20 protein-coding genes and 2 pseudogenes are annotated in these 24123 nt (G+C 58.5%); 17 read left to right on the top strand and 5 right to left on the bottom strand.

The genetic code is table 11. The features are described 5' to 3' along the window. Positions 1-371 precede the first annotated feature (371 nt). The gene (locus tag N008_RS21025) at positions 372-674 is read left to right on the top strand and encodes a transposase (protein ID WP_044014656.1); all 303 of its coding nucleotides are present in this window, start codon (positions 372-374) and stop codon (positions 672-674) included. Further along, a complete protein-coding gene (locus tag N008_RS21020; RefSeq protein ID WP_081910647.1) occupies positions 671-1552 on the top strand; it encodes an IS3 family transposase in 882 nt (293 codons plus the stop codon). The genes N008_RS21025 and N008_RS21020 overlap by 4 nt, the downstream gene beginning before the upstream one ends. Before the next feature lie 131 nt (positions 1553-1683). Here the strand turns inward: N008_RS21020 and N008_RS22585 are convergent, their stop codons facing one another. Beyond that, positions 1684-2700, bottom strand: coding sequence for a tyrosine-type recombinase/integrase (locus tag N008_RS22585; protein WP_071884657.1), 1017 nt, complete (start codon positions 2698-2700; stop codon positions 1684-1686). Between the two features lie 595 nt (positions 2701-3295). Next, on the bottom strand, positions 3296-3430 hold the full coding sequence (locus tag N008_RS24110) for a hypothetical protein (protein WP_257883443.1): 135 nt from the start codon (positions 3428-3430) through the stop codon (positions 3296-3298). A 328-nt stretch (positions 3431-3758) separates the two neighbouring features. Between N008_RS24110 and N008_RS23965 the strand changes: the two genes are divergently transcribed. From N008_RS23965 to N008_RS23960, 4 genes are all read left to right on the top strand, one after another. Then, positions 3759-5294: a hypothetical protein gene (locus N008_RS23965; protein ID WP_052381936.1), complete on the top strand. Its 1536-nt coding sequence runs from the start codon at positions 3759-3761 to the stop codon at positions 5292-5294. A gap of 108 nt (positions 5295-5402) precedes the next feature. Beyond that, positions 5403-5657, top strand: a complete 255-nt coding sequence (locus N008_RS21010) for a hypothetical protein (RefSeq protein WP_044019292.1) — start codon at positions 5403-5405, stop codon at positions 5655-5657. 673 nt (positions 5658-6330) lie between these two features. Further along, positions 6331-7239 (top strand): hypothetical protein, encoded by a 909-nt coding sequence (locus tag N008_RS21005; protein ID WP_044019291.1) that lies wholly within the window; start codon positions 6331-6333, stop codon positions 7237-7239. Positions 7240-8077: 838 nt separating this feature from the next. Further along, on the top strand, positions 8078-8350 hold the full coding sequence (locus N008_RS23960; RefSeq protein ID WP_231569839.1) for an efflux RND transporter permease subunit: 273 nt from the start codon (positions 8078-8080) through the stop codon (positions 8348-8350). A gap of 107 nt (positions 8351-8457) precedes the next feature. Here N008_RS23960 and N008_RS22100 read toward each other — a convergent pair whose 3' ends face one another. The 3 genes and pseudogenes from N008_RS22100 to N008_RS20980 form a co-directional block, all read right to left on the bottom strand. Then, positions 8458-9348: a hypothetical protein gene (locus N008_RS22100; protein WP_156109492.1), complete on the bottom strand. Its 891-nt coding sequence runs from the start codon at positions 9346-9348 to the stop codon at positions 8458-8460. Positions 9349-9622: 274 nt separating this feature from the next. Continuing rightward, positions 9623-10419, bottom strand: a pseudogene (locus tag N008_RS23675) (hypothetical protein). A gap of 24 nt (positions 10420-10443) precedes the next feature. Next, the gene (locus N008_RS20980; RefSeq protein ID WP_081910978.1) at positions 10444-11262 is read right to left on the bottom strand and encodes a phosphatase PAP2 family protein; all 819 of its coding nucleotides are present in this window, start codon (positions 11260-11262) and stop codon (positions 10444-10446) included. A gap of 803 nt (positions 11263-12065) precedes the next feature. Between N008_RS20980 and N008_RS20975 the strand changes: the two genes are divergently transcribed. The 11 genes and pseudogenes from N008_RS20975 (at position 12066) to N008_RS20925 (ending at position 24112) form a co-directional block, all read left to right on the top strand. Continuing rightward, positions 12066-12731: a phosphatase PAP2 family protein gene (locus N008_RS20975; protein ID WP_044019288.1), complete on the top strand. Its 666-nt coding sequence runs from the start codon at positions 12066-12068 to the stop codon at positions 12729-12731. Positions 12732-13180: 449 nt separating this feature from the next. Next, the gene (locus tag N008_RS20970) at positions 13181-14467 is read left to right on the top strand and encodes a TolC family protein (protein WP_052381933.1); all 1287 of its coding nucleotides are present in this window, start codon (positions 13181-13183) and stop codon (positions 14465-14467) included. Between the two features lie 20 nt (positions 14468-14487). After that, on the top strand, positions 14488-15717 hold the full coding sequence (locus tag N008_RS20965; protein ID WP_044019286.1) for an efflux RND transporter periplasmic adaptor subunit: 1230 nt from the start codon (positions 14488-14490) through the stop codon (positions 15715-15717). A gap of 3 nt (positions 15718-15720) precedes the next feature. After that, complete coding sequence (locus tag N008_RS20960; RefSeq protein WP_044019285.1) at positions 15721-18819, top strand: efflux RND transporter permease subunit; 3099 nt, start codon at positions 15721-15723, stop codon at positions 18817-18819. Between the two features lie 176 nt (positions 18820-18995). Continuing rightward, positions 18996-19187, top strand: a complete 192-nt coding sequence (locus N008_RS23955) for a hypothetical protein (RefSeq protein ID WP_156109491.1) — start codon at positions 18996-18998, stop codon at positions 19185-19187. 148 nt (positions 19188-19335) lie between these two features. Next, positions 19336-19758 carry a hypothetical protein gene (locus tag N008_RS20950; RefSeq protein ID WP_044019282.1) on the top strand — a complete coding sequence of 141 codons (423 nt, stop codon included), beginning with the start codon at positions 19336-19338 and terminating at the stop codon, positions 19756-19758. Positions 19759-19879: 121 nt separating this feature from the next. After that, a pseudogene (locus N008_RS20945) lies at positions 19880-20602 on the top strand (VIT1/CCC1 transporter family protein). Between the two features lie 124 nt (positions 20603-20726). After that, a complete protein-coding gene (locus N008_RS20940; protein WP_044019281.1) occupies positions 20727-21404 on the top strand; it encodes a response regulator transcription factor in 678 nt (225 codons plus the stop codon). After that, entirely contained in the window at positions 21401-22699 is a 1299-nt protein-coding gene (locus tag N008_RS20935) for a sensor histidine kinase (protein WP_044019280.1), read from the top strand. Before N008_RS20940 ends, N008_RS20935 begins: the two co-directional genes overlap by 4 nt. A gap of 222 nt (positions 22700-22921) precedes the next feature. Then, positions 22922-23281: a hypothetical protein gene (locus N008_RS20930; RefSeq protein WP_156109490.1), complete on the top strand. Its 360-nt coding sequence runs from the start codon at positions 22922-22924 to the stop codon at positions 23279-23281. Between the two features lie 39 nt (positions 23282-23320). After that, entirely contained in the window at positions 23321-24112 is a 792-nt protein-coding gene (locus N008_RS20925) for a phosphatase PAP2 family protein (protein ID WP_180754657.1), read from the top strand. Positions 24113-24123: the final 11 nt, after the last annotated feature.

Genomic DNA, 24123 nt, shown 5'->3' with positions numbered 1-24123 from the left:
TGATGCAAGGGCGTAGGTTGATTGTCACATTCAACCAGTCAGCCAAAAAACGCGTGATGCCGGTCTTGGAAGTGCTGCGTATTGTAGCCAACAATTTCTACCCACGTCGCCTTGTCCCACGCCCACATCGCTGTCTGACGCACATGCAGTTTCTTTGAGCAACAGCGCGCAGCAGCTGTACAGTAGTTTCTGATTCGTATCATGATAGTTTACAATAAGTGATCGACCTCTTGCACAGGATCTACCAAGCGGTGCAGTAACTGCAGCTTACTGTTGCTGTAGCCGATAATACGGGATGGCTGGTTTTGGAGGGGAAGGAATGAGGTGGTCTAGAGAAGGCGGACAGAAGAAGGACGTATATTTCTTCTGTTATGGCAGCAAAAACCAGCGGGTCGTCGCCCGACAAACGGCGTAAATACGACGAGGCGTTCAAGGTCGAGGCCCTGCGCTTGGCGTCCGAGAGCCGCAGTACGCAAGCCGCAGCCCGCGAGTTGGGCATCAGCCCCAAGCTGCTCTACCGCTGGCAGCAGGCCCAAGTGGTGGCCGAGGTCGGCAGCGTCGAAGTGGCCCGTGACCCGGAGGTGCGTGCTCTGCGCGCCGCCAACAAGCGGCTGGCGCAGGAGCTGGATATTTTAAAAAAAGCCTTGGTCATCTTCGGCCAGCCGACCCCGTGAGTACGTACCGATACATCGCCCAGTGCCAGGTGCGGGTGCCCGTACGCCAGCTCTGCCGCGTGTTGCACATCGCGCCCAGCGCATACTACGCCTGGCACCGGCAGCAGGGCCAACCTGTACCCGAGCCGGCCTGGCAAGTAGCCGTACGCCAAGCATTTGTACGCCACAGCCAGCGCTACGGTACGCGCCGGCTGCGGGCCGAGGTGCAGGCCGAAGGCCATGGCGTGGGCCGTTGGCGCATTCGGCGCGTGCTCAAAGCGCACGGCTTGCGCGCCCAGCAGCCCCGCTCGTTCGTGCCCCGCACCACCGATTCCGACCCGGCCGTGCGCGCCGCCCCCAACCGCTTACTCGGCCAACCGGCCCCCACCGCCCCGAACCGGGTCTGGGTGGGCGACATCACGTACTTGCCCCGCCAGGGCGGCGGCTGGCTGTACTTAGCCATCTGGCTCGACCGCTGCTCGCGCAAAATCGTGGGCTGGGACGTGCGCGATACCATGCCCGAGGACTTGGTCAGCGAGGCCTTGCGCCGGGCCCTGGTCGTGCGCCGGCCCGCGGCTGGACTGGTCGTGCACTCCGACCAGGGCAGCCAGTACACGGCTACCCGCTTCAAAGCCCTGGTCGCCCAACACGGCGCACTGCAAAGCATGAGCCGGCGCGGCAACTGCTACGACAACGCCCACGCCGAATCGTTTTGGAGCCGCTTCAAGGCTGAACTGCTCGACGGCGGCAGCTTCCCCGGCCTGGCCGAAGCCAAGCTCGAAATCAGCCACCATATTGCCTATTACAACGCCGAACGCCGACATTCTGCTCTCGGCTATCACTCGCCCAACCACTTCGAAACCCAACTTCAAACAACGTCCCAATTGTGTTCGGCTTAGCTAGACCACCTCAGAATTTGAGTAATCCAATTGGCAAGCGCGCTCTTCTCCTCTTGTGTTAAGCCGGGTGTGCGGTCGAATGTGGCCATGTAAGCCGACCATAAAAAGTCTGGTGCCATGTACCTGATGGGCTAGCGCTGTTGGGAAGACCGAACATTCCGGAACGTGTGCGCGGCTTTCGTCACCAGTTGCCGGGGCGTTGTATGGCGGTACACGGCTGTACTCGCGATACTTTGATGACGCGCGAAATCAGATACTTCCTGTGCGCTATACCCCTGCTCGGCAAAATGAGTAATGCTCAGATGGCGTAATGTATGTGGCGTGAACTGAGGAAGGTTAGTCTGTTCCGCAATTCGATCAATCACTTTTCGCCAGGTAGCGCCCGTAATGCCCTGTCCCCGATTCTGTTTAGATTCTGATAAGAAGAGCGCTGCGTTGCCTTCTCCTACGGGAGTAGGCCGGGTCTTTAGATATAGATCCAGTAAGCGCCGGGTTCGAGGCGAAAATGTAACGCGTTGATCGCAATTTGTTTTATTATTCTCAGCGCGTATTGTAATAATTAAACCTGAGATATCGCTTACTTCCAATGTGCACAATTCATTTTTACGTAGTGCGCCTTCATAACTTAATAACAGCATTAATTGATTGCGCAAAGACTCTGCTTTCATATAATTTAGAAAAGCATGCCATTGTTCTTCGTTCGGTATCCATTTTAATTTACGACCGACAGGTAAAATACGGTATTGAGGTTGTCCTTTTTTAGCTTTGCCTGTATTTTTTACACTAATCAGGGGAGATATAGGTCGAATTTTTTGCTCTGCTAAATACCCATAATATAATCGCAAAGATGTTAAGTGTTTACGTTGCGTCGCAGTAGCATATGCGTTTTTTAAAATAAGAGAGGTGTCATGCTCGAAAGGACGTTTTTGGAGATACGCCAAATACCGTAGGACATGTGAATCTTTTACGCGAACGTGATTGAGCTTTTTTGCTTGACAGAATCTGAGGAAGCTCATCACGGAATAGGCATATGTTTCTGCGCTACTCACTTTGAGTCCTGTTGTAACTCTGTTACTGAGCCAATCTGTGATCGTGGGATGTTGCTCAACGTCGTGTGCAAGCTTGGGCTGGAGGTAGTTGAGGATCATGGGTGCGTATGAAATTTAGTACACCTAAAAATATACATAAAAATCTTGAAAATGTGATAATAAATTTAGTTGCAATAAAGTTTGACTATTCCAATAACAGCTCAATAGTACACAGTACCCTACGTTCTGTGCACTATCATTAAACTGCTCTATTGCAATACATTGCACATGTAGCCAGCATTTTGCAACCCAGATGTTATACATCGCTGAATAGTGATATTTTATATGTCATTATATTCAATAAATAATATCTAACGTAACAATGCCCTTTTGGCTAGCCTTCTAATTCCTATTTGCGCTGGTTTGCTGACCCTATAACTCCTGCTACTCAATCTGCCTAACATTCTCCAGGATAGGGGGCTTTTGCCTGAATATCCATACGGGCGACTCACTCGGCTTCTACCGTTACTCATACGACATCTGTTGTCTGCAAACGCCTTGGGTAGCCTGTGGTGTAGCACTCACGCTACCTCCGTGGTGAAAAGGTGGAACCTGCTGGCTTTCCTCCTTGCCGCCCCACAGCTTTGTAAAAACCTTCGCCCATGAGCTTGCATTTTCGCCTAAAAAACCTGCGCCTGATGCGCAACCTGAGCCATCAGCAGATCACGAAGTGGTCGTGCTGCCGCATATGCAGGTCATCCCAGCTGCCCCAGCGCCGGGAGAAGCGCGTTTGGTTGACGTAGCCCACCCAGCTCTGCTGCTCGCGCACAAACTGCTTCTTCGCCCGCATGGCAGCTCGAGCAGCAGCGCCAGGGCCCCGAACAATAAGGCCCCCGCCAGCCAGCATCGGATAAGGCAAGTCGGTTGCGCATCAGGTCCAGCCGCCCCACCACACGGGGGGGCCAACCGGCGGCAGTGCTACGGCCCGCCCGGCGGGAAAATAGAATGGAATTTCCCGTTGGTAGAATTTTTACCTGTACTTGCTTTGGGTGACCACGCGCTGACTAGACCCGAAGTCTATCTAATCGTTAAAAACGCCGTAGGTACCCTTCCTGACCAGCTCCCAGTGGCGGCCATGAGGCAATCAACGATAAGAACCGATGGATTTCAAACCAGTTGTGAAAGAAGCCTATTTAGGCGTTATCAAGGGCGCATGCAACCGCGTGCTGCACTTTGAGGTTGACGACAGTATCAACAGCTTGCTGCGCCTACTTATAGTTGAGCCGCCTAAGGCTGATGAAGTTCTACTCATCACCGATAAGTTTTTCTTATACCAAGCACTGTGGAAGGCAACTCTGGAACTGCTATATGAGGAATTCTTGCCTCTTTTTCCTTACGAGCATACCTGGCAGATGGAGGTTACACCCTACACCATGCTGCTCTGTGAACTCACGGCGGAGCTGGCCACCACTCGCGAGTTGGACGATCTACAAACGCTGACGCAGATCACAGACGAGCAACTGGAGTTTGATTTTCAGGATGTTGCGGAGAAAACAGGCCTTACCCGCCTGGGCTTCGGCAACGGCTTGGCCAATCTATTGCCACCTTCCCTACTGCCTCGCACGCGCCGGGAAGAGTTGCTGCTGCTGTTTCGGCTCATGAACTTCCCGCCGCTGACGGAGTTGGCTCTTTTCCAGAACCGCTACAATGCCGCGTTGCGCCATCAGTTCGAACGTCTTGCCATTGCCTTTTCGGCCGTTGAGAAAGTTCAAGCACCCTCATTTGGAATGCCGGAGGCCCTGCGAAACTCGTATTTTCCGGTTGACCACGAATTATTCAAACGCTACGGCCTCACCGGGTTTGAGCAGGAGCCCGAACTTACTTCTTTCAAAGAGGACTTTGCCGCTATTCGGCGCTTGGCGGCAGCCAATAAAGCGCACTTTAGGGACGATGTCATTTGCCCGTGCTGCGGGGACAAAACGACCATTGAAGTACCAGAGGAAGTACTGCAGTACAAATACTTGGTTGATAACAAGAAGCTGGGCATTGCTATTGGACTCTTGCACTTGCAGGAGTTTCGGGATAACTATACACAAAACTTGGCCAAGCACCTGAATCAGTTTCTCCCCGAGTTAAACCGCATCGACAATCCAGAATGCTTGATTTTAGTGGAAGGCGAGAGCGAGGAAATCGCGATTCCCATTCTTGCCTTCCGCAAACACTTCATCTTGTCACAGCGCGGCATTCAAGTGTACAACTCCAAGTCCAAGGAGAAGCTTGCCGCCGATTTCCTCACGTTCCGGGCCAAATACCCAAACCGCAAGATGATTTGCCTGCTGGATTCGGATGCCAAAAAGGAGCGGGACAACATCGAGCGTATCGTGAAAGATAACAAGCACAAGTACCGGATGGTATTCATCGAACAGGGCACCTTCGAGGACTTGTTCGAATTACCCTATGCCGTGCAAACGCTCAATGAATTGTATCCCGATGGTGAAGAAATTTTGGTATCTGACTTCGATACCACGAAAGACTTCCTCTCCAACGTGAAGCGCATAATGTTTCAGAAAAAGCAGGCCACTTTCGATAAAGTCGCGTTTGCTAAGTTGATTTCGCTCCGCGTCGATGTGGACCAGTTGCCTACGGAAATCAATCAAATTTTGGACATAGCCCAGGATTTTACCCGGGCAACCACCTATTTCAAAAACAGATAAGCCTTCAAACAAAGTGGGTTTGCGGCGAAAGCGGCGTTGTTTTAGGAAGCCGTAATTTTGGGACTAAACTTTTAATCAAGGCCACTTCTAACTACACTACCCCATTCTATGAATCAATCCGTCACGCGGTACAAGCGGGCTCGTAAAAAAGCCAAGGAATCCTTTTCTGACTTAGCCCTGAAGGGTATTGAAAAAAGCGAGGTTCTGCTCGGTAAAGCCAAAAAAGGAGTGAAGTTCTATCAGAAACATCCAACGGCTTGCAAACTAGGCGCTCTCGCAGCCGTGGGGCTGCTGGTCTATCTGAGCAAAAAGGACGATAAGCAAGCCGGAGAGCCGGCGTCCGCGTCTGCTCTTTCGCACTGAACCGGGTAGGCAGATTAGCTATTGTCTACCAAGAGGCGCAAATAGCTTACGCGTGTAACCCGGGGAGTAAGCACTACACGGCCAGCACGGTCATAGCGAACCCTGTGCAAAGCCCCTCGCGTCACTTCCTGAGGATAGCGAGCGAGGGGCTTTGCCGTGGCGCATACTGTTGTGGGGCGTTGAGACCTCGTCAAGGCGACTTACTGTAAGTCGCAGGAAGGCCGACTAGTCGCCTTTCTTATGCTTATGCGGTTTCAGATCGGGGTGTTTCGGTCTGTTTTCTTCCGTGACCCGTCTTCTTCTGTCCGGAGTACCATCTTCTTTCTTAGGCTTAGGGCCGGGTTTGATAGCCATGGTAATTGGTAGTGGTTATGGGTACAACAGGTATCTACGTGTTGGAATATACACGCTTATCGGATAAGAAGAAACGATCGGCCAGCCGTTTAATAACCTTTACTTCCTGCCGGACAGCAAACTGAGCAACTACAGCACCTGACTAGTTGCCCGGAGCGCGGAAACGTGTGCTATTAGTAAAACTATCACGCCGCAATAGCATTGTATTCAGCTCGTATAGGTACGTTAGGCCCGGTATAAGATCACTGAGAGTGGGCAAAGAAGGCTGATAAGCCTCTGACACACGTGGTAGTTTAACTTTCTATTTTACTTACCCTACATGAAAGTATCTGAAGTGTCGTCCGAATCACTTGTAACCATGGGATTGTTCGCCCTCTACGCGGCCGGTTACCTGATTGTGAATATGTACCTAGCGACTCACAATCTGACAGAAGCAAGTTGGTTGAGCTTTAACTATATCAAAGCGGGCATCAGCTTCTTAGGCTTTACGCTACCTCCCGTACTAATAGCCTACTATAGCACGCACGAACAAGAGCAGGTACCTATACCTATCGTGGATGCCGCGTTTGCCGTGCTGGGAGCTCTTGGGTATGGATGCGTTGCGTTCACCATAACGGGGAGCTTCTCGGCAACGGCTGAATCGGTTACGCCCATGAAAGTAGTGATCATAGCCGGCGCATTTGTTGCAGCCAGTATATGCTTATTTGCGGCGCTTAAACCGGCTGCGGATACCCCTAACTGGGGCAAAAAGCATGGACTGCCGTGGTTCTACCTACTACTGGCTGTTGTAATAATATGGGTAGGCGTATATGGCATGAGCTTACTCATCCTGTACTTCATCTCCAGTGGAGTGGTCTGCCAAGTAATAGTTCGGCAGATGCGCCGGATTAGGGAAAAACCTTCGCTCCAGCGAGCAGTGTGGACTGCTATAGCAGGCATTACTTTTCTCCTGGTAGCGTGCGTGTTATACGGAGTGCTCTTCTATCGCTGGATGCCGTTGCAGTTGGGCGGTGGGCGGCCCTACTTCACCCGCTTTTACCTGCAGGCAGAAGCGCTTGACAAGCTGGTAAAAAGTGGGGCTATTACCTCCCCAGCTGTGCTGCAGGCACCTGTCGAGGTGGTGTACATCTCGGAAAAAAATTACTACGTGCTGGTTAATGGCAATGCGGTTCCCTTACCCATCGAGAGCATAACTGGATATGCAGGAACCGGCACCCAAAATCTCTGACCGAATTGCCTAACGTCGCAAAAGGCAAGCAGTTAAGGCAGTAGTTCAGAAGAAAAGATTCGACACCTACTTTGTAGGAGTCGAATCTTTCCCGCTAAGCCTTGGACTTGTCCTTACGGGTAACCTCACACCTACACTTGCATCGCGGGCTGGCAAGCTTGCGTAGTGACGCACACTCCGGTCCTAGCCGGTACTGGACTTTGACTGGTTGGTCAATACCAGTTAGAGCAGAGCTTTGCGCGAGTTTGGCCTGCCTGCGTCGGCTCTACTCTGGTGCTCTGCATGATGTTTTCAAAAAAGCGAACTACTACCGGTTCGCTTTTTTGGTTTTGGGGCCGACGCCTCCTTACTAGGCAATACATGCAGAGCAAGCTGGCGTAATACGTACAAGGTGCTGCAATTTTCCTGCAGATTTGAGTGCTTGTTTTGCTGCCTCACTCAATTCCCGTGCTTTTGCCTATCCACTCACCCCATTGCTCGCTTTGCTGCCGCGTGTGTATACTGGTGGCGGTCCGCATCAGCGCTGCCGACGCGGAGCTGGTGCGGAAAACCTGCAAGCTATGATGAGCGTCACCGCCCGCCTCGACGACCGCGACCCAGGCGGAGTCATGCGCGACATCCAGCAGTGACTGGCCCAGTTGGTGCCCCTGCCGCCGGGCAGCTACTTCAAGTAGTACGGGGGATCCTACGCCGAGCAGCAGCAGTCGTTTCAAGAGCTACTCACCATCCTGATTACGGCGTGCCTGCTCGTATTTGCCGTGGGGCTGTTTCTATTTAGGGACGTGAAGGCCGCGGGACTGCTTTTGCTGGTGGCCGTTCTGGGCCGGCCGGCGGCAGCCTGGCGCAGCACTTCACCCCCACTCCCCTCCATGTAAGCTCGTGCACCGGCCTGATTATGGTGGTGGACATCATCGGGGAGAATGCAATCTTCACGCTGCAGCCATTTTCTGACAACCGCGCCGAGGGTAACCCCGTGGACCAGGCCATCGGCTACGCTATTGTCGCCCGCCTGCGGCCTAAGCTGATGACCGCGCTGGCCGCTATTTCTGCCTTACTGACCCTGGCCATTGCCGTTATTGGGGGCTACTGCTGGCCCTGCCCCTGCTTTTAGTAGTGTCACCCAGTCTGCTGCGGCTGGCCGACGCAGTTAAGCTTGATGCACCCGTAATAAGAACGAGGTAGCGCGTCAAATTGGCCAGAAGAGCTAACGTGCAGCCCCTACCCCTTCAGTAGCGTGGATGCGCTGCTCGACGCAGGAAAAGGATAACACCGACCAATGAACGCAATGTCCTGGGCAGAAAGCTGGGTATTAGGCGGCCTATGCGTGTGGGGGACGGTGAAATCTGGGGGGAAACTATAGTGCATAATCGAAAGCGGATCATACCCGGAATTCGTGATAAGCTCTTTTTCCGCTTGTTCAAAGAAATTGGTGTCCACTTTCTGCCGATCCCACCCGTAGGCTTGAAACAGGCGGCTGTAGATCAGGGGCTTGTTCCACTGGATAGCAGCTGCCGGACTCTGATGCTCGTGCACGCACCCCAGGCAATGGCCAAATTCGTGCAGTATCGTAGCCGGGAAAGCGTCCGGACTGGTCGTTTCATCCGAGAGATCAAAATTCATCGTGGCTTTATTCTGATCGCGTTCCGTCAGCGCATCCGTGCCTACCAAGGACCAAGAGCCGCTACGGGTAAAGCTAATTCTTACTTCCGCCTCCCCCTGCGTAATAAAGTCAAACGTGATGTTGGCATGGGTTTCCCACGTTTTGGCGATTGTCTCAATTTGACGGTGCACATGCGCCTCCCCACCCAGAAAGCGGACCCGCAAAACTCTGCCTGGCTGCCAGAAGTGGGTGTGCAGTAGGGCCAGTTCCTGCAGGATTTCTTTGGTTTCCCTTCTCCCAATGGCGGTGCCTTCACTGATCAGCAACTCCGAGTACGCTTTGTGGCCGGCCGCTATTTCCTGCAGCAGGTACCGAGCGGGTTTGTGGCCGTAAATTGACTCGGTTTCCGCATTCATGACATTGTCGGCCCGTTCTCGTAGCGCAACGTACAGGCCGTATTCACCGCCATGGGGGCGCGTGGTACATAGGTTGAGCGGGGTATTTTTCACTGGCGTAAGTAGGGTATGTATATGTAAGGGCATTCAGCCGCACGGGGCGGCCAAAGTAGCAGAGGGTATGCTACTCTATCAGGAGGGCTAAAAATCCTCACTCCCCCCGGACCTGAGGCCCTAGCTGGTGGGAACTAACTTAGTGTAATTCCATGGAAATCGAAAAAATACTAATTCACAAACCTTCTAAGTCATTAATTCATAATACCAACTGCTGCGCAGGAAAAACTGCTGAGCCGCGGATACTCTACTACCCTCCTATCGCACCATCCGGCTACAAAGCATCTAGTGCGCTTGCCGCGAAATATCTACCCTTCGGGTATAACGGACGTGGATTTGCCAGGTCAGCGCGATGGGGACGCCAGGTGGTGTAGGCGACTAGAATAACCAGTAACGCAAATAGAGTCAGCGAGGATCCCTGCGTGCCGAAGCCAAGGCCATGTTTAGCCAAGGGTTTGGTTAACAAGTCGCCGAACGTAGTTCCGAACGGGCGGGTGAGCACGAACGCCACCCAAAACAGGAGCACGTGCGACAGGTGGGTGAAGTAGTACGCCAGCACGACCAGGGCTAGCAGGGATCCAATAAGCAGCGCCCCTCCGGCGATCCCTAAGCCGGAGTAGTCGGCCATATAGTGGCCCAAGGCCGTGCCCAGCGTGTTGAAAAATAGAATGGCAGTCCAGTAAAACCGCTCCCCCCGGCGAGTGGTAATCGTACTGACCGAGAGGGTTTTTCGTTAAGCCGCCATAGCCCCAGTATTACGGCCAGCAGCGTTACCAGCAACGCTGAACCAGTAGCGTAGCCTAAACCCATGGTCCGGTCCATGTAGTCTGACATGGTGGTGCCCGCCGTGCTGGTGGCCAGAATCACGGCCCAATACAGCGCGGGGATGTACCGACTGACAACTAGCTGGGCAGCCAGGACGACCAGGAACACGCCCAGCAGCAATAGGGAGCTAACCCCGTAACCCACGTTCAGGGTTTGCGCCAGCAGGTCCCCGGCCGTTTCGCCCAAGGTGGTGGCACAGATCTTCATCACCCAGAAGAGTAGGGTGACTTCCGGGATTTTCTTCAGCGCGGTCTGCATGAGGCCAGCCAGTTAATGAGCGCGCCAGCTCAGCGTCAGGCCGGATGTGCCACCGCCAAAATAGGCCGGAGCCACGTTCAGGCCTACCAGGCGCGGCTGCCGGCCCCAGCGGTTGCGGTGGGTAAGATAGCCCAGGTGTGCGGAGAGAATACCGAAGCCCGCGCCCGCCACCACGTCGCTCTGCCAGTGCTTGTTGTTGATCATGCGCAGGGCCGCTACGCTGGTAGCGATAGTATAAGCACCAATGCCATACCACTGGCTTTTGTCGCGGAACTCCGTGTGCACGATGCTAGCGGCCAAGAACGCCTGGGCCGTATGCCCTGACGGGAAGGAAAGGTTATCAGAACCGTCGGGGCGGGTTTCCCGAGTTAGGTTTTTGACCGCGAATACGGATGCCAGCATGAATAACTCCGACTTGCCGATAACCAGCAGGGTGTTCAGCCGGTCGTCGCGTGACTCTACTCCCGAGAGGGCTACCAATCCCAGCTCGGCATAGGGGGCAAAAATCAAGATGTCGTCCAGCCGCGTACGGTAGGTGGGAAACAGCTTGTGAATGTCGCGGTTGGCTTGCTGATTAGTGTAAAAGCCTCCCCCGTTGAAGGTATAGGCCCCGTAGCCGATAAGCAGCGCGGGCACAATGCTGGCCTTCACCAGTTTGCCCTTGTACCAGGGTTTGGAAGCTGGTGGTGCCGCCGCCGCGGGCACCTCGAATTTGTGCAGTGAGTCCGCGGCCGGCGTGGGCGGATTCTGGGGAATCTGGGCGTAGGCCGGCATGGACAGGCTCAGAACTATCGCCGCGAAAACGGCGCGGCAAGACGATGCAATACGCATATGTTGGTAGCTAGTGTGTAACCATGGCCCGCATCAGCGAGGAAAAGAGTTCTGAAATCGCGCAAACCTAACGGCGGATTCTGGCGGAAATCTGAGTTTTAAAGCTTACTCTGGAGCGGCTGTGGTTGAGCTTTCCTTCGTGCGTATCTATCTAATCCGCACCCATTAGGTTCGTGCTGAGAACAGCAGCTAGCAGAGTCTTGCGGCTTACGTTTCCCGAGTATAAGCAGCGTCCAGGGACACGCAGTGGGGGCAGCGTGCCCGAGTTTCCTCGATTCGGGTGGGCTCGTAGTATTGCCACTCACCTCCAGCCTTCACCTGCTGACCAACGGGACACCCGTCGTTGTCGTGGTAGGGGTAGCGTACTGGCCCCGGAGCTGCGGACCGTAACCCAGTTGCGTGCTGGTTATGCTGGAAAAAAGGCGGAGTCTTGGCCATCGGTATGAAATAGCTGGCGTGTTGGCTGAAGCCAGGTGAAGTATTTATGATCCAGCCACTGACACAGAAAGCGGCATCTGGCACCTTATCCGGGCAACTAGTGAGCAGACGCTGCTACAAGCTCGATAAGATAGAGTGCGACGGCAAAGGTGCCCGCTGATTCTGAAGCAAAACTGACGCCTGCCTGACCGCCGCTATCCGGCTGGAGCGGCGGGGTCCGGCCAACTTCCAGACGCACCTGGACAAGCTGCAGCAGGCTCCTTGGTGGCTAGGCCTCAGTTTTTACTCAGAATCCGATACTAGTCTTGCTTTTGCCGGCTCCCCTGTGAGTTGGTACGGAAAGAGGTTTTACAAGACTGTTCACTATGGATCTCTCTGATCTGACTCACCTCCTGCGCCACTTGCTCCGGCAGCGGCGCCAGGTGGTAGTACTCCTGCTACTAGGCATTATCCTGCCTTGGAGCGCGTTTCTGAAGGCCGCCTCAGAAATCCGGGAGGGGGAAGGCTTCCCTGGCGACCAGGCCTTTCTGCGGTGGCTGCATGCCCATGCTACGCCCCCGCTGGACGCCCTCAACCTGCTGCTGACCCGGGTCGGCGGACCCCAGGTAATGGCCGTTGTGACCCTGCTCATTGCGGGTTTCCTGTTCTGGCGCCGCTCTTACCACCAAGCCTGGTTTTTCTCGTGGGCAGTTGGAGGCGCTATGGTTATCAACCTGCTGGCGAAGGCGCTGTTAGGCCGGGTCCGACCGGCACTCTGGGTATCTCTGGCTCCGGAAACGACGCCTAGCTTTCCCAGCGGCCACGCCATGGGGTCGGCGGCGGTGGTGCTGGCGTTGGGGCTGATACTGGCCCACTCGCCCCGGCGCTGGCTGCTGTGGCTGCCGGGGGCACTGTTTGTGCTGGGGGTGGGCATTTCGCGCATGTACCTGGGCGTACACTATCCTTCCGATGTGCTAGCGGGCTGGATTGCGTCCGTTGGCTGGGTGACGAGTGTATACCTGCTTTTCAACCGGTCCACCCTGCTAAGGTAATTCGGGAGTGAGGGCCGAAGTAGTCGGCCAAGTCGCCTTTACACGCCCTTAGTATACAACTCAGTTTAGCGCTGACAAGATATTCTAAGCCCGTTAACCAGTCGGGAAGCTGGCTAACGGGCTTTTTCACTACGGGACCGTTAGTTTCTGGCTTAATAGGGTTTATTCAGAATTGCTTCAGAAACGGTGCCTAACCTTGTGCGTAGTGCTGCTTCACGCATTCTTCATAAATACCTAAAGTACCATTCATATGACAGCAAGATGCTTTTAAAGCAGAGTGCTGGCGGACAGCTGATAAAACAATCCTGTTTTACAACCTCACATGCGGTAGCCATGCGCTCTTCGCTTTGTTGCACTCATAGTTAGTTGCCGTGACTTTTTTCCTTCCGAATCGACTTTCAAATCTTCTGGTCTTTCCCCTCCACCGCCGCGGCGTTTGGCTACTGGCTTTGCCGCTGCTGCTGGCCGGCTGCGTCAGCACCAAGTCAGCGTACACCCGCGACCATGTGGCCCGGCGCCTGCAAGCCCGCGGCGGCTACGAGCTGGGCACGGCCCGCAGCGCCAGCGCCCTGGCCCCGGCGCTGCCTACTCTGCAGGACGGCCTGAGCGAAGACGAGGCCATCCGCCTGGCCCTGACCCGCAACCCCGCTTTCCAGGCCGACCTGAGCACGCTGGCGCTGGCCCAGGCCGATTTACAAGACGCTGGTTTGCTTCCCAATCCCGTGCTGAGCCTGGTGACGGCCCACGGTACCGCCCCGTTCTCCATGGCGCTGAGCCTAGCCTCTGACCTGCTCTGGCAGCGGCCGTCGCGCGTGGGGGCCGCTCAGCTGGAAACCCAGCGCGTAGCCGAAAGCCTCGTCAGTCGCGGCCTGCTGGTTAGCCGCGACGCCCAGGTAAGCTACACGGATATCACGCTGGCCGATGAGCGGCTGCGCATCGCCCGTGAGGCCATTGTGATGCGGGCCGAAGTAGCGCGCATCGTGCGGGCCCGCTACCGCGCAGGCGAGGCCAGCGAGCTGGAAACCGTGGCGCCCAGCGCCGATTCCCTGCGCGCCGTCGACGACTACTACCGGGCCCGCCGCGACAACCGGGTGGCCCGCCTGCGCCTGCTGGCTACGCTGGGCCTGGACTCCGTGAATGCCGATTCCCTGCGGTTCACCGCCGCTCCCGTCTCGGCGACTCTGGTGCCGCCCTTGCCGACGCTGCTCGATTCGGCCTACGCTGCCCGGCCCGACTTGTGGGCAGCGCGGGTGGGCATCGAGGGCATTGGCCAGCGGCTGCGGTGGGAACGGAGTCGGGTGTTTTCGTTCATCGTTTCGCTGGACGCCCGCTTCAACAACCCCAACCCGGTGCACCTGGGGCCGGGCGCAACCATCGGCCTGCCCCTCTTCAACCGCAACCAGGGCCGCATTTCGCGGGTGAAAGCCGAGCTGGAACAAGCCTCCTGGCAGTACCTGACCCTGCGCCAGACCGTGAACCTGGACGTGCGCGAGGCCTACGCCCAGTACGAGCAGGCCACCCAGAGCGTCGCCCTGTGGGAGCGGAGCTACCTGCCCAGCCTCCAGGACGCGCTGCGCCGCTCCACCAATGCCTTTATCAACGGCGACTTCCCTTACGTGCAGGTGGCCGAAACCACCCGCCAGTTGCTCGATGCCCAGCAGCGTGCCGCCGACGCCCGCGCGGACCAGCGCCGCGCCCTGGCCCGGCTGCGCTACGCTGTGGGCGGCCGCTTCTAATTCTTCGATTTCTTCTCTGTATGTACTTCCCCAAGTTTACATTCTCCCTGCTGGCAGCGTCCCGCTGCCTGGCACTGAGTGGCCTGCTCTGTGGCGCAGTTGCCTGCGGCAAAGCTGAAAAGCCCAAAGCCGTCAGCCCTTCCGAGGTTGCAAACCCGGTCAAGGAGTCAGACCTGACCACGGTGACCATTACCGCCGACGCGGAAAAGCGGCTGGGCATTAAAACCGTGGCGGTCAAGACCGACAACGTGCAGGCCACCCGCGAGGTGGGCGGCGAAATCCAGGCCGTACCGGGCCAGGCTGTGACCATCGTGGCCCCGGTGCAGGGCACGCTGCGTGGCGGGGCCAGCCTCACGGCCGGCCAGCGCGTGCGACAGGGGCAAACCCTGTACCAACTGGTGGCACTGCCCGCCGAGCGCGACCTGCTCACGCTGGACCAAGGCACCACCCAGGCCCGCACCCAGCTGCAGGTAGCCCAGGCGCGCCTGCAACGGGCCGAGGCCCTGCTGGCTGACCGCGCGGGCAGCGTGCGCGCCCGCGATGATGCCCGCGCCGACGTGGCCCTGGCCCAGCGGGCCCTGGCCGATGCCCGGGCCCGACAGGGTGCTCTGAACGGCAACACCGGCGGCGGGCAGAGCCTGCCCATCAAAGCACCGTTGAGCGGGGTAGTGCAGCGCGTCACGGTCGCGCCGGGTTCGCTGGTGACGGCCAACACCGTGCTGCTGGAACTGGCCTCCTTGAACAAGGTGTGGGTGCGGGTACCGCTGTTCGTGGGCGACTTGCGCCGCCTGGGCAAGGACCAGGCAGTGACCGTGCGGCCCCTGAACGGCGGCGCGGCCCGGCAAGCGCGGCCGGTGGAAGCGCCCACCATTGGGGGCACGGCGGGCACGGCCACGGCCGATGTGTTCTACGAGATTGACAACACCGACGAGGCCTTTCGCCCCGGCGAGCGGGTGGCCGTGGACGTGACGCTGGGCAACGCGGCCAGCGGCGCCACAAATGGTATGACGGGTGCGGCTACCAGTACGGCGGCGCTGACTGTGCCTACGGCCGCACTACTCTACGACGCCTCGGGCGGGCAGTGGGTGTACGTGCGCACCAAGCCCTTGCAGTACGTCCGCCAGCGAGTGGAGGTGCAACGGGCAGTGGGGGACCAGGTGGTCATCTCGCGGGGCGTGAAAGCCGGCGCCGAAGTCGTGACCGACGGTGCGGCGGAGTTATTCGGAACCGAATTTGGCGGCAGCCACTAAGCGATGAAGTGGATAATAGAATCGGCGCTGCGACTACGGCTGGTGGTAGTCATCCTGTTTGGCGTATTGCTGGCAGCAGGGCTGCAGGTGGTGCGTAACACCCCGTTGGATGTGTTTCCGGAGTTTGCGCCGCCTTACGTGGAAGTGCAGACCGAAGCCCCCGGCCTGAGCACCGCCGAGGTGGAAGCCCTGGTGAGCGTGCCGCTGGAAAACGCCCTGAACGGCACGCCCGAGGTCAAGAAAATCCGCTCCAAATCGGTGCTGGGCCTCTCGTCGGTGGTGCTGTACTTCCCTCAAGGCACCGACATCAACAACGCCCGGCAGGCGGTGCAGGAGCGGCTGGCACGGGTGGCCCCTACCCTGCCCGGCGTAGCCCGGCCTCCGGTGATGCTTTCACCCTTGTCCTCGACGAGCCGGGTGCTGAAAATTGGGGTGTCGTCAGATAGTCTGACCCAGGTGGAGATGACCACGCTGGCCCGCTGGAGCATCCGCCCCCGCCTGATGGCCGTGCCCGGCGTGGCCAACGTAGCCATCTGGGGGCAGCGCGACCGGCAGTTGCAGGTGCTGGTGAACCCCGAGCAGCTGCGCACCCTGGGTCTGACCTTGGCCGAAGTAGAAAAGGCGGCGGCCGACGCTACCGCGCTGGCCGGCGGCGGTTTTATCGATTCGCCCAACCAGCGCCTGGCCGTGTCGCAAAGCTCGGCCATCCAGTCCGCTGCTGACCTAGCCCAGATGCCCGTCACGTTCCGCAACGGCGTGAGCCTGAAGCTGGGCGAAGTGGCGCAGGTGGTCGAGGGCTTTCCCGCCCCCATCGGCGACGCCGTAATTAACGACGGGGCCGGCCTGCTGCTCATCGTGGAAAAGCAGCCGGGAGCCAACACCCTGGCCGTGACCCAGCAGGTGGAAGCCGCGCTAAATGCCATGCGTCCCGGTTTGAAGGGGCTGGAAATCGACTCGACCATCTTCCGGCCGGCGACCTTTATTGAAATGTCGCTCAGCAACCTGAACAAGTCCCTGCTCATCGGCTGCGTACTGGTGGTGCTGGTGCTGCTGTTTTTTCTGTACGAGTGGCGCACGGCCCTCATCAGTGCGCTGGCGTTGCCCACCTCGCTCATCGCGGCGGCGTTAGCGTTACGCTACTCCGGCAAAACCATCGACACGATGGTGCTGGCCGGCCTCATCATTGCCCTGGGCGAAGTCGTGGACGACGCCATTATCGACGTGGAAAACATCATGCGCCGCCTGCGGCTGAATCACGAGGCCGGCTCGCCTAAAACGGCCTTTGCGGTGGTGTACGAGGCCAGCATGGAGGTACGCTCGGCCGTGATTTACGGCTCGGTTATCGTGGCGCTGGTGCTGCTGCCCATTTTCCTGCTGCCGGGCTTGTCGGGGGCGTTTTTCCAGCCGCTGGCCTTTGCCTACGTGCTGGCCATTCTGGCCTCGCTGTTTGTGGCCCTGACCCTGACGCCGGCCCTGGCCCTGATTCTGCTGCCTAAGGCGGCGGAGAAAAAGTCGAAAGATGCGCCGGTGGTGGCCTGGCTCAAACGGCACTACGCCCGCATCTTGCCCACCCTGCTGGCCCGGCCCAAGCGCGTGGCCTGGTCGCTGACGGCAGCCGCGGTTATCTCCATGCTCACGCTGCCGTTTTTCGGCCAGGAGTTTCTGCCCAACTTCAAGGAGTACGATTTTCTCATGCACTGGGTAGAGAAGCCCGGCACCTCGCTGCAGGCCATGTCGCGCATCACGGTGCGGGCCAGCAAGGAGCTGCGCGCCATTCCCGGCGTGCGCAACTTCGGGGCCCACATCGGCCGGGCGGAAGTAGCCGACGAGGTGGTGGGTCCCAACTTTACCGAATTGTGGATTTCCGTCGACCCCAAGGTGGACTATGAGGCCACCGTGGCCAAAATCCAGACGGTGGTCGACGGCTACCCCGGCCTGTACCGCGACCTATTGACCTACCTGCGCGAGCGCATCAAGGAAGTGCTGACCGGTACCTCGGCCACCATCGTGGTGCGCATCTTCGGCCCCGACCTCGACCAGCTTTACACCAAGGCCAAGGAAGTGGGCAGCAAGCTCGAAGGCGTAGAGGGCGTGGTGGACCTCAAAGTGCAGCAGCAGACGCTCGTGCCCCAGATTCAGGTGAAGATGAAGCCCGAAGCCGCGGCCCGATTCGGTCTGAATCCCGGCACGGTGCTGCAGGCCATCAGCACCGTGGTGAAGGGCCGGAAGGTGGGCGAAATCTACCAGGAGCAAAAGATTTTCGACGTAGCCGTGTGGGGCCAGCCAGCCATGCGCGCCGACTTCGGGGCCGTGCGCGAGCTGCTCATCGGCCTGCCTGGTGGCGGGGCCGTGCCCCTACGCGAGGTGGCCGACGTGCGCATCGTGCCCACGCCCAACGAAATTACCCGCGAGGCCTCGTCGCGCCGCATCGACGTAACGCTCAACGTGCGGGGCCGCGACCTGGGCTCGGTGGCCCGCGACGTGCAGGCGCAGGTGGACGGCGTGGCCTTCGGCGCCGGCTACCACCCCGAAATCCTGGGCGAGTACGCCGAGCGACAGGCCTCGCAGAACCGCATGGCCCTGCTGGTCTGCCTCTCGCTCATCGGTATCTTCCTGGTACTCTACACCGACTTCGGCACCGTGCGCCTGGCCGTACTGGGGATTCTGAGCTTATTCTTCGCCGTGTCGGGCTGTTTGCTGGCGGCGTTTCTCACCGGCGGGGTGCTCTCGCTGGGCTCCATCGTGGGGTTTATTACGGTACTGGGCGTGGCGGCCCGCAACAGCATCATGCTCGTGAGCCACTACCGCCATCTGGAAGTGGAGGAAGGCATGCCATTCGGTAAGGAACTGATTATCCGCGGCTCATTGGAGCGGATATCGCCCATTATCATGACGGCCCTGACCTCAGTGCTGGCCCTGCTGCCCATCATCTTGGCCGGCAACGAGCCGGGCTCTGAAATCGAGCACCCCATGTCGGTGGTTATTCTCGGGGGCGTCATCACCTCCACGGTGCTTAACCTGCTGGGCATGCCCGCGCTGTATTGGGCTTTCGGCCGCAAGGCCGGAGCGGAACCAGCGCGGGCAGAACCAGCCGTCGCCTAGCTCCGATGACTGTCGTCTGCCCCACTACGAACCCAAACCCCTCAATCAGGTTGCGCGTCGCTTGGGCCGGAGCCGGGCTGGTGTTGCTGCTCAGCAGCGGCCTGACTCCACATGGCGCCCTTTCGCCTTCGGTGGCGGTAGACCCCGACGCGGTGCGCACGGTGGCCGCCCGACCCATGGACAAGTCGCTGCTGGTGTACCTCGCCGCCGACGATTACCGGCAGATAGCGGTCTCGTTGACCCGAAAGTTTGGCGAAAAGTTTCGGGCGCGGCGCGACCACCTGCCGGCCGTGGCGCGTGCCCCTGATGAGCTTATCTGCCCAGTCAAGCCCGGTCGCATAAAGCATAAATCGGCCAACCTCGCTTAAGTCGGCCGGAAAATCAACTTCTTCCACAATGTCGCGGTCAGCAGGGGTCATCAGTCACTGCCTACGCCAACCTGTCAACAAACTTAAGTATTCAATGATAAGATTCTTGCGCGTTTGCAGGCATCCCTGCTACCGGCTGCTTCTGTGTTTGACCATCGGCTTGCTTACCTCTAGCTGCGGTTCCAAATCGGACAGCGTAAAACAGGCAGCCGAGACTGCGCCCGTATTCAACGTCCCCGACCTGCTGGGCTTGGATATTGACCGCGTGGAAAGCAAGTTGGGCCGGCCCAAGTGGGACAGCGTAGCCGCGCATGACGCCTCCGAAAGCGTCCGCCTCTTTCGCCGCGATACACTGCTGCTGCGGGTCGGCTACAGCGCGCGCACCCGAAGAGTGTACAGCTATCTGATTCAATCCGCGCACGCACAAACCCATGATTATCGGCCCCTGCTGCGCCTGGCGAACCTTACCGGCAACGAGCCCGTGCTGGTGGTGGTGCCCGTGCCGTCAAAGAACAATTCTGCCGAATACACCGGAGTTAAAGTGTTTGTAAAAGACGCCGGGAGCCGGTAATGCGGCAGCAGCATACTAGGGGGAAATAGCCGACTACTTCGGGGACAGCGCAATTGATTTGGCAAACGCCTGGGGTAGCGGCACTTTATTTCATAGTCTTTAACTGACTATTTCTTTGCTCATGCAGCCCGACTCCCGCGCCTTTCTTGAAATACGTGCCCACACCGAAACGCACCTGACCAGCTCGGCCATGCTGCAGGACATCGTCATCGGTCTGTCGGATGGCCTGACGGTGCCCTTCGCCCTGGCGGCGGGCCTAAGCGGGGCCGTGGCCTCGTCCAGCCTCGTCATCACGGCGGGCCTGGCCGAAGTGGTGGCCGGCTCCATTGCCATGGGCCTGGGCGGCTACCTGGCCGGCCGCACCGAGGTGGAGCACTAAGCCGCCGAACTGCGGCGCGAGCACCAGGAAGTACGGGAAGTGCCCGAGGTGGAGCGCTGCGAAGTTAAGGAGCTGCTGGCTGAAATGGGCCTGAGCCCCTCCACCCAGGAAGTGGCCATGCAGGAGTTGACAGCTGACCCTGAACAGTGGGTGAAGTTCATGATGAAGTACGAACTGGGCTTGGAAGCGCCCAATCCCCGCCAGGCTCCCAAAAGCGCCGTGACCATCGCCGGGGCCTACGCCGTGGGCGGCCTCATTCCGCTCAGTGCCTATTTCCTCACCAGCACGCCCTGGCAGGGCCTGCTTTGGTCGGCCCTTATTACGCTGGTTTGCCTGCTCATCTTCGGCTACTTCAAGAGCCGCATCACCGGCCAGCCGCCGGTGTGGGGGGCCCTCAAGATGGCCAGCACCGGGGCCGCCGCGGCCGGGGCCGCATTTTACGTTGCCCGTCTCTTTGGGAGGTAAGGCGATCCAATACTACCCCCGCCTGAACGCGCCGGCAGCCCGGCGCTTCAGCTTTCCTTCAGATTTACGGACTTATTTCGCCTTCACTATCCCATCAGGGAAGACCTGCTTTTGCCCATTTACCATGAAACTGCTGCTGATTGAAGACGAGGTCTACCTGCGCAATACGCTCGTAGACTACCTGCGGCAGGCGGGATACGTCTGCGAGGTCGCCGGGGACTACCAGCAGGCGCTGGAGAAAATCAAGCTATATCAGTACGATTGTGTGGTGCTAGACTTAACCCTGCCCGACGGCAACGGCTTGAATATTCTTCGCGAACTGAAGGCCGACAGCTCCCGGGCCGGCGTGCTGATTATTTCGGCCCGTGATGCCCTTGATGACCGGCTGACGGGCCTGGACCTGGGCGCCGATGACTACCTGACCAAGCCCTTTCACCTGGCTGAGCTGAACGCGCGGCTCCGGGCCATTATCCGGCGGCGCCAGTTCCAGGGCAGCCACCACATTGCTTTCCGCGACCTGCTGGTGTGGCCCGAGCAAGCCGAGGTGTTTGTGCGGGACCAGCCGCTGGTACTCACCCGTAAGGAATACGATCTGTTGCTGTTTCTGCTCGCCAACCCTAACCGGGTGCTGACCAAAGAATCCATTGCCGAGCACCTATGCGGCGATGCCGTGGACAGTGCTGACTCGTTTGACTTTATTTATACCCACCTGAAAAACCTGCGCAAGAAGCTCCAGGAAAAAGGGGCCGACAACTACATCCGTACCATGTACGGCGTGGGCTATAAACTCAGCACCGAGTGAAGCTGCTCACCAAAACCAACCGCTACTACTTGCTGCTGACCACGGTGCTGTTCATTGTGGCCAGTGCGGTACTCTACTACGGGCTATTCGGCGCCTTGCAGCACGAGGTGGAAGAGCAGTTGTTCAATCGCCGCGTATATTTGGAGCAGCGGGTGCAGAATGGTGTGGGCCTGCCCACCTCCCCCTTTGAGTACCAGATGGCAGTCAGCCACCGACCCCAGCGCATCGGCTACAGCGACACGCTGCTGCTCGACCCACAGGAGCAGGAAATGGTGCCGCACCGCCAGCTTACGTTTCCGTTACGGGTGCGGCAAGAGCTGGTTTGGGTAACGTTGCGCAAGTCACTGGTGGAAACCGAGGACGTACTGGCCGTGGTACTGGGCGTGATGGTGGGCGTGCTGGGGCTACTGCTGCTGGGCGTTATTCTGATTAACCGCTGGCTGGGGCAGTGGCTGTGGAGCCCGTTCCGCAATACGCTACGGGTGCTGCGCGGCTACGGCGTGCAGCAGGACCAGGTGCTGACGTTTCCGCCGACCAACACCGATGAGTTTGCCGAGCTAAACCAGGCCCTGACCCTGATGAGCCAGCGGCTGGTAGCCGACTACGAGGCCGTGCGGGAGTTTACGGCTAATGCCGCCCACGAGACCCAGACCCCCCTGGCCATTATGCAAGCCAAGCTGGAGCAGATGCTGCAGCTGCCGGAACTGGTAAACCCGGAGCTGGCTACGCTGGTGTCGGAGCTGTACGGGGCCACGCTGCGGCTCTCGCGCTTGCACCAGGCCCTCACGCTACTCAGTAAAATCGAGAACCGTCAGTTCGCAGACACCTCTGCGCAACGCCTGGACCGGCTGCTGGAAGAAAAAGTGCTTCAGTTTGAGTCGCTGGCCGATGTACGGCACGTGACGCTACGCACCCACCTCAGCGGCGTGCCAGCCTTGCAGATGCACGCCGGCCTGACCGATTCGCTGGTACACAATCTGCTGCAGAACGCCATTAAGCACAATCACCGCGGGGGCACTATTGATGTGACGCTGACTCCAGCGTACCTGGAAGTGAGCAACACGGGCCCAACGGTGACCGGCGACCCAGCCCGCTTTTTCGAGCGGTTCCGCAAGCACCAAGCTGCTTCCGATTCGCCGGGCCTGGGCTTGTCGATTGTGCAGCAAATCTGCCAGTACTATGGCTTTACCGTGCGCTACCGCTTCGAGCCGACTACCAGCCTGCATACCTTGCGGGTGGACTTCGCACCCAAAAAGGCAGCTTCCACTCCGGATACTCAAGTGTCAGCGGGCTAAGCCAGCGTCAGTTCTGAGGCCGCACGTCAGAATTACTTCAGATTCGATTTATAGACTGCGGGCCAAACCACTCCAGGCTTGGCTTTTCCTCCCTGTATGCTCTCACGGCTCCGCCCACACATTTTACTCTTCCTGTTTGGCCTTGGAGCATTAGCCGCTCTGACCGGATGCGAGTCGGGCAGTGGCCAGCCTATCACGGTGCCAGCAGCAGCGCAAAACGCTTTGCGCCAGAAATTCGGCACGCACCTGGAGCAGCTGCGCTGGCACCCGGACTCAAACCGGCTACACGCCTCTTTTATCTGGAAGACCATCCCCGTAGACGTATGGTTGACCGCGGCCGGCCAGGTGCAGGAAACTCAGCTGGCGATGCTTGGGGAAGACATACCGCCCGGGTTGCAGGATTCGCTGCAGCGCTACTACCGCTCCTACCAGCGCCGGGCGATGCACTTGGTTGAAACGCCGGCCGGCTTCCACTACAACTTGCTGCTCGCCGCGCCCGGTGGCCCCGCGATGCGCTTCCGCTTCCTGGCCGATGGGCACCGGCTCAGCCAACCTGTTAAGGTTTCCAGCTCCCCCCGTTAGGTTATGAGAAAAACAGCTTTTCCCCTTATAAGTGGAGGTGTGCTGGCTTGGTCAGTGGGGGCGGCGCAGGCTCAGCAAACGGCATTAACGCCGGGCTTGCTGGTGCCCGATAGTGCCCACGCTACCTCTTCCGTAATGGTGCAGCGGGTCCGGCCCGCTACCTGGGTCGTACTGCGGGGGCTGGTAGTGCCGGCGGCTTTAATAGCAGCCGGGGCCCTCACGACAGAGCATGTCGAGGTAATCAATTCCGATGAAGCGGTGCGGGAGGAAAGCCGGGAACACCTGCGCTGGGTGCGTACCAACCTCGACGACCAGCTTCGCCACGCGCCCGCCTACACCACGCTGGGCCTGAGTTTGCTGGGGGTGAAGGGCGAGCATAACTCGCTCAACCAGGCCGTGTTATTTGCTCTCACCTACACGCTTAATAACACGATTACCAGCAACCTTAAGCGCATCACCCGCGTGGAGCGCCCCCAGGGCAACAGCTTCGAGTCGTTTCCGAGCCAGCACACCAGCGCGGCGTTTTCGGCGGCCCGGTTTCTGGACAAAGAGTACGGTGCCCAGAGCATCTGGTACCGGGTGGGCGGCTACACTGTGGCCACGGGCGTGGCCGGGCTGCGCGTGGCCAAGGATAACCACTGGCTCTCCGACGTGGTGGCCGGGGCCGGGGTAGGCATGCTGTCCACGGAAATAGTGTACCGGGTGTACCCGCTGCTGCAGCGCGCCACTCGCCGCGTCATCGGCCCAACCAGCCGGTTTGGCCACCACGCCGTGCTGCTGCCCAGCTACGCCAATGGGGCCACGGGGGCGACCTTGGTGATGGTGTTATAATTTTTACGGAC

The sequence above is a fragment of the Hymenobacter sp. APR13 genome, assembly GCF_000737515.1.
Lineage (GTDB): Bacteria > Bacteroidota > Bacteroidia > Cytophagales > Hymenobacteraceae > Hymenobacter.
The sequence above is the reverse complement of the archived record's forward strand: the minus strand, read 5'-3'. Positions and strand labels throughout refer to the sequence as shown.

Coding starts and splice junctions, on each gene's coding strand:
- N008_RS21005 (WP_044019291.1), top strand. CDS start 6,331: ATGAAAGTATCTGAAGTGTCGTCCGAATCACTTGTAACCATGGGATTG.
- N008_RS22585 (WP_071884657.1), bottom strand. CDS start 2,700: ATGATCCTCAACTACCTCCAGCCCAAGCTTGCACACGACGTTGAGCAA.
- N008_RS20980 (WP_081910978.1), bottom strand. CDS start 11,262: ATGCGTATTGCATCGTCTTGCCGCGCCGTTTTCGCGGCGATAGTTCTG.
- N008_RS21025 (WP_044014656.1), top strand. CDS start 372: ATGGCAGCAAAAACCAGCGGGTCGTCGCCCGACAAACGGCGTAAATAC.
- N008_RS21010 (WP_044019292.1), top strand. CDS start 5,403: ATGAATCAATCCGTCACGCGGTACAAGCGGGCTCGTAAAAAAGCCAAG.
- N008_RS20960 (WP_044019285.1), top strand. CDS start 15,721: ATGAAGTGGATAATAGAATCGGCGCTGCGACTACGGCTGGTGGTAGTC.
- N008_RS23955 (WP_156109491.1), top strand. CDS start 18,996: ATGGACAAGTCGCTGCTGGTGTACCTCGCCGCCGACGATTACCGGCAG.
- N008_RS20940 (WP_044019281.1), top strand. CDS start 20,727: ATGAAACTGCTGCTGATTGAAGACGAGGTCTACCTGCGCAATACGCTC.
- N008_RS24110 (WP_257883443.1), bottom strand. CDS start 3,430: ATGCGGGCGAAGAAGCAGTTTGTGCGCGAGCAGCAGAGCTGGGTGGGC.
- N008_RS20975 (WP_044019288.1), top strand. CDS start 12,066: ATGGATCTCTCTGATCTGACTCACCTCCTGCGCCACTTGCTCCGGCAG.
- N008_RS20965 (WP_044019286.1), top strand. CDS start 14,488: ATGTACTTCCCCAAGTTTACATTCTCCCTGCTGGCAGCGTCCCGCTGC.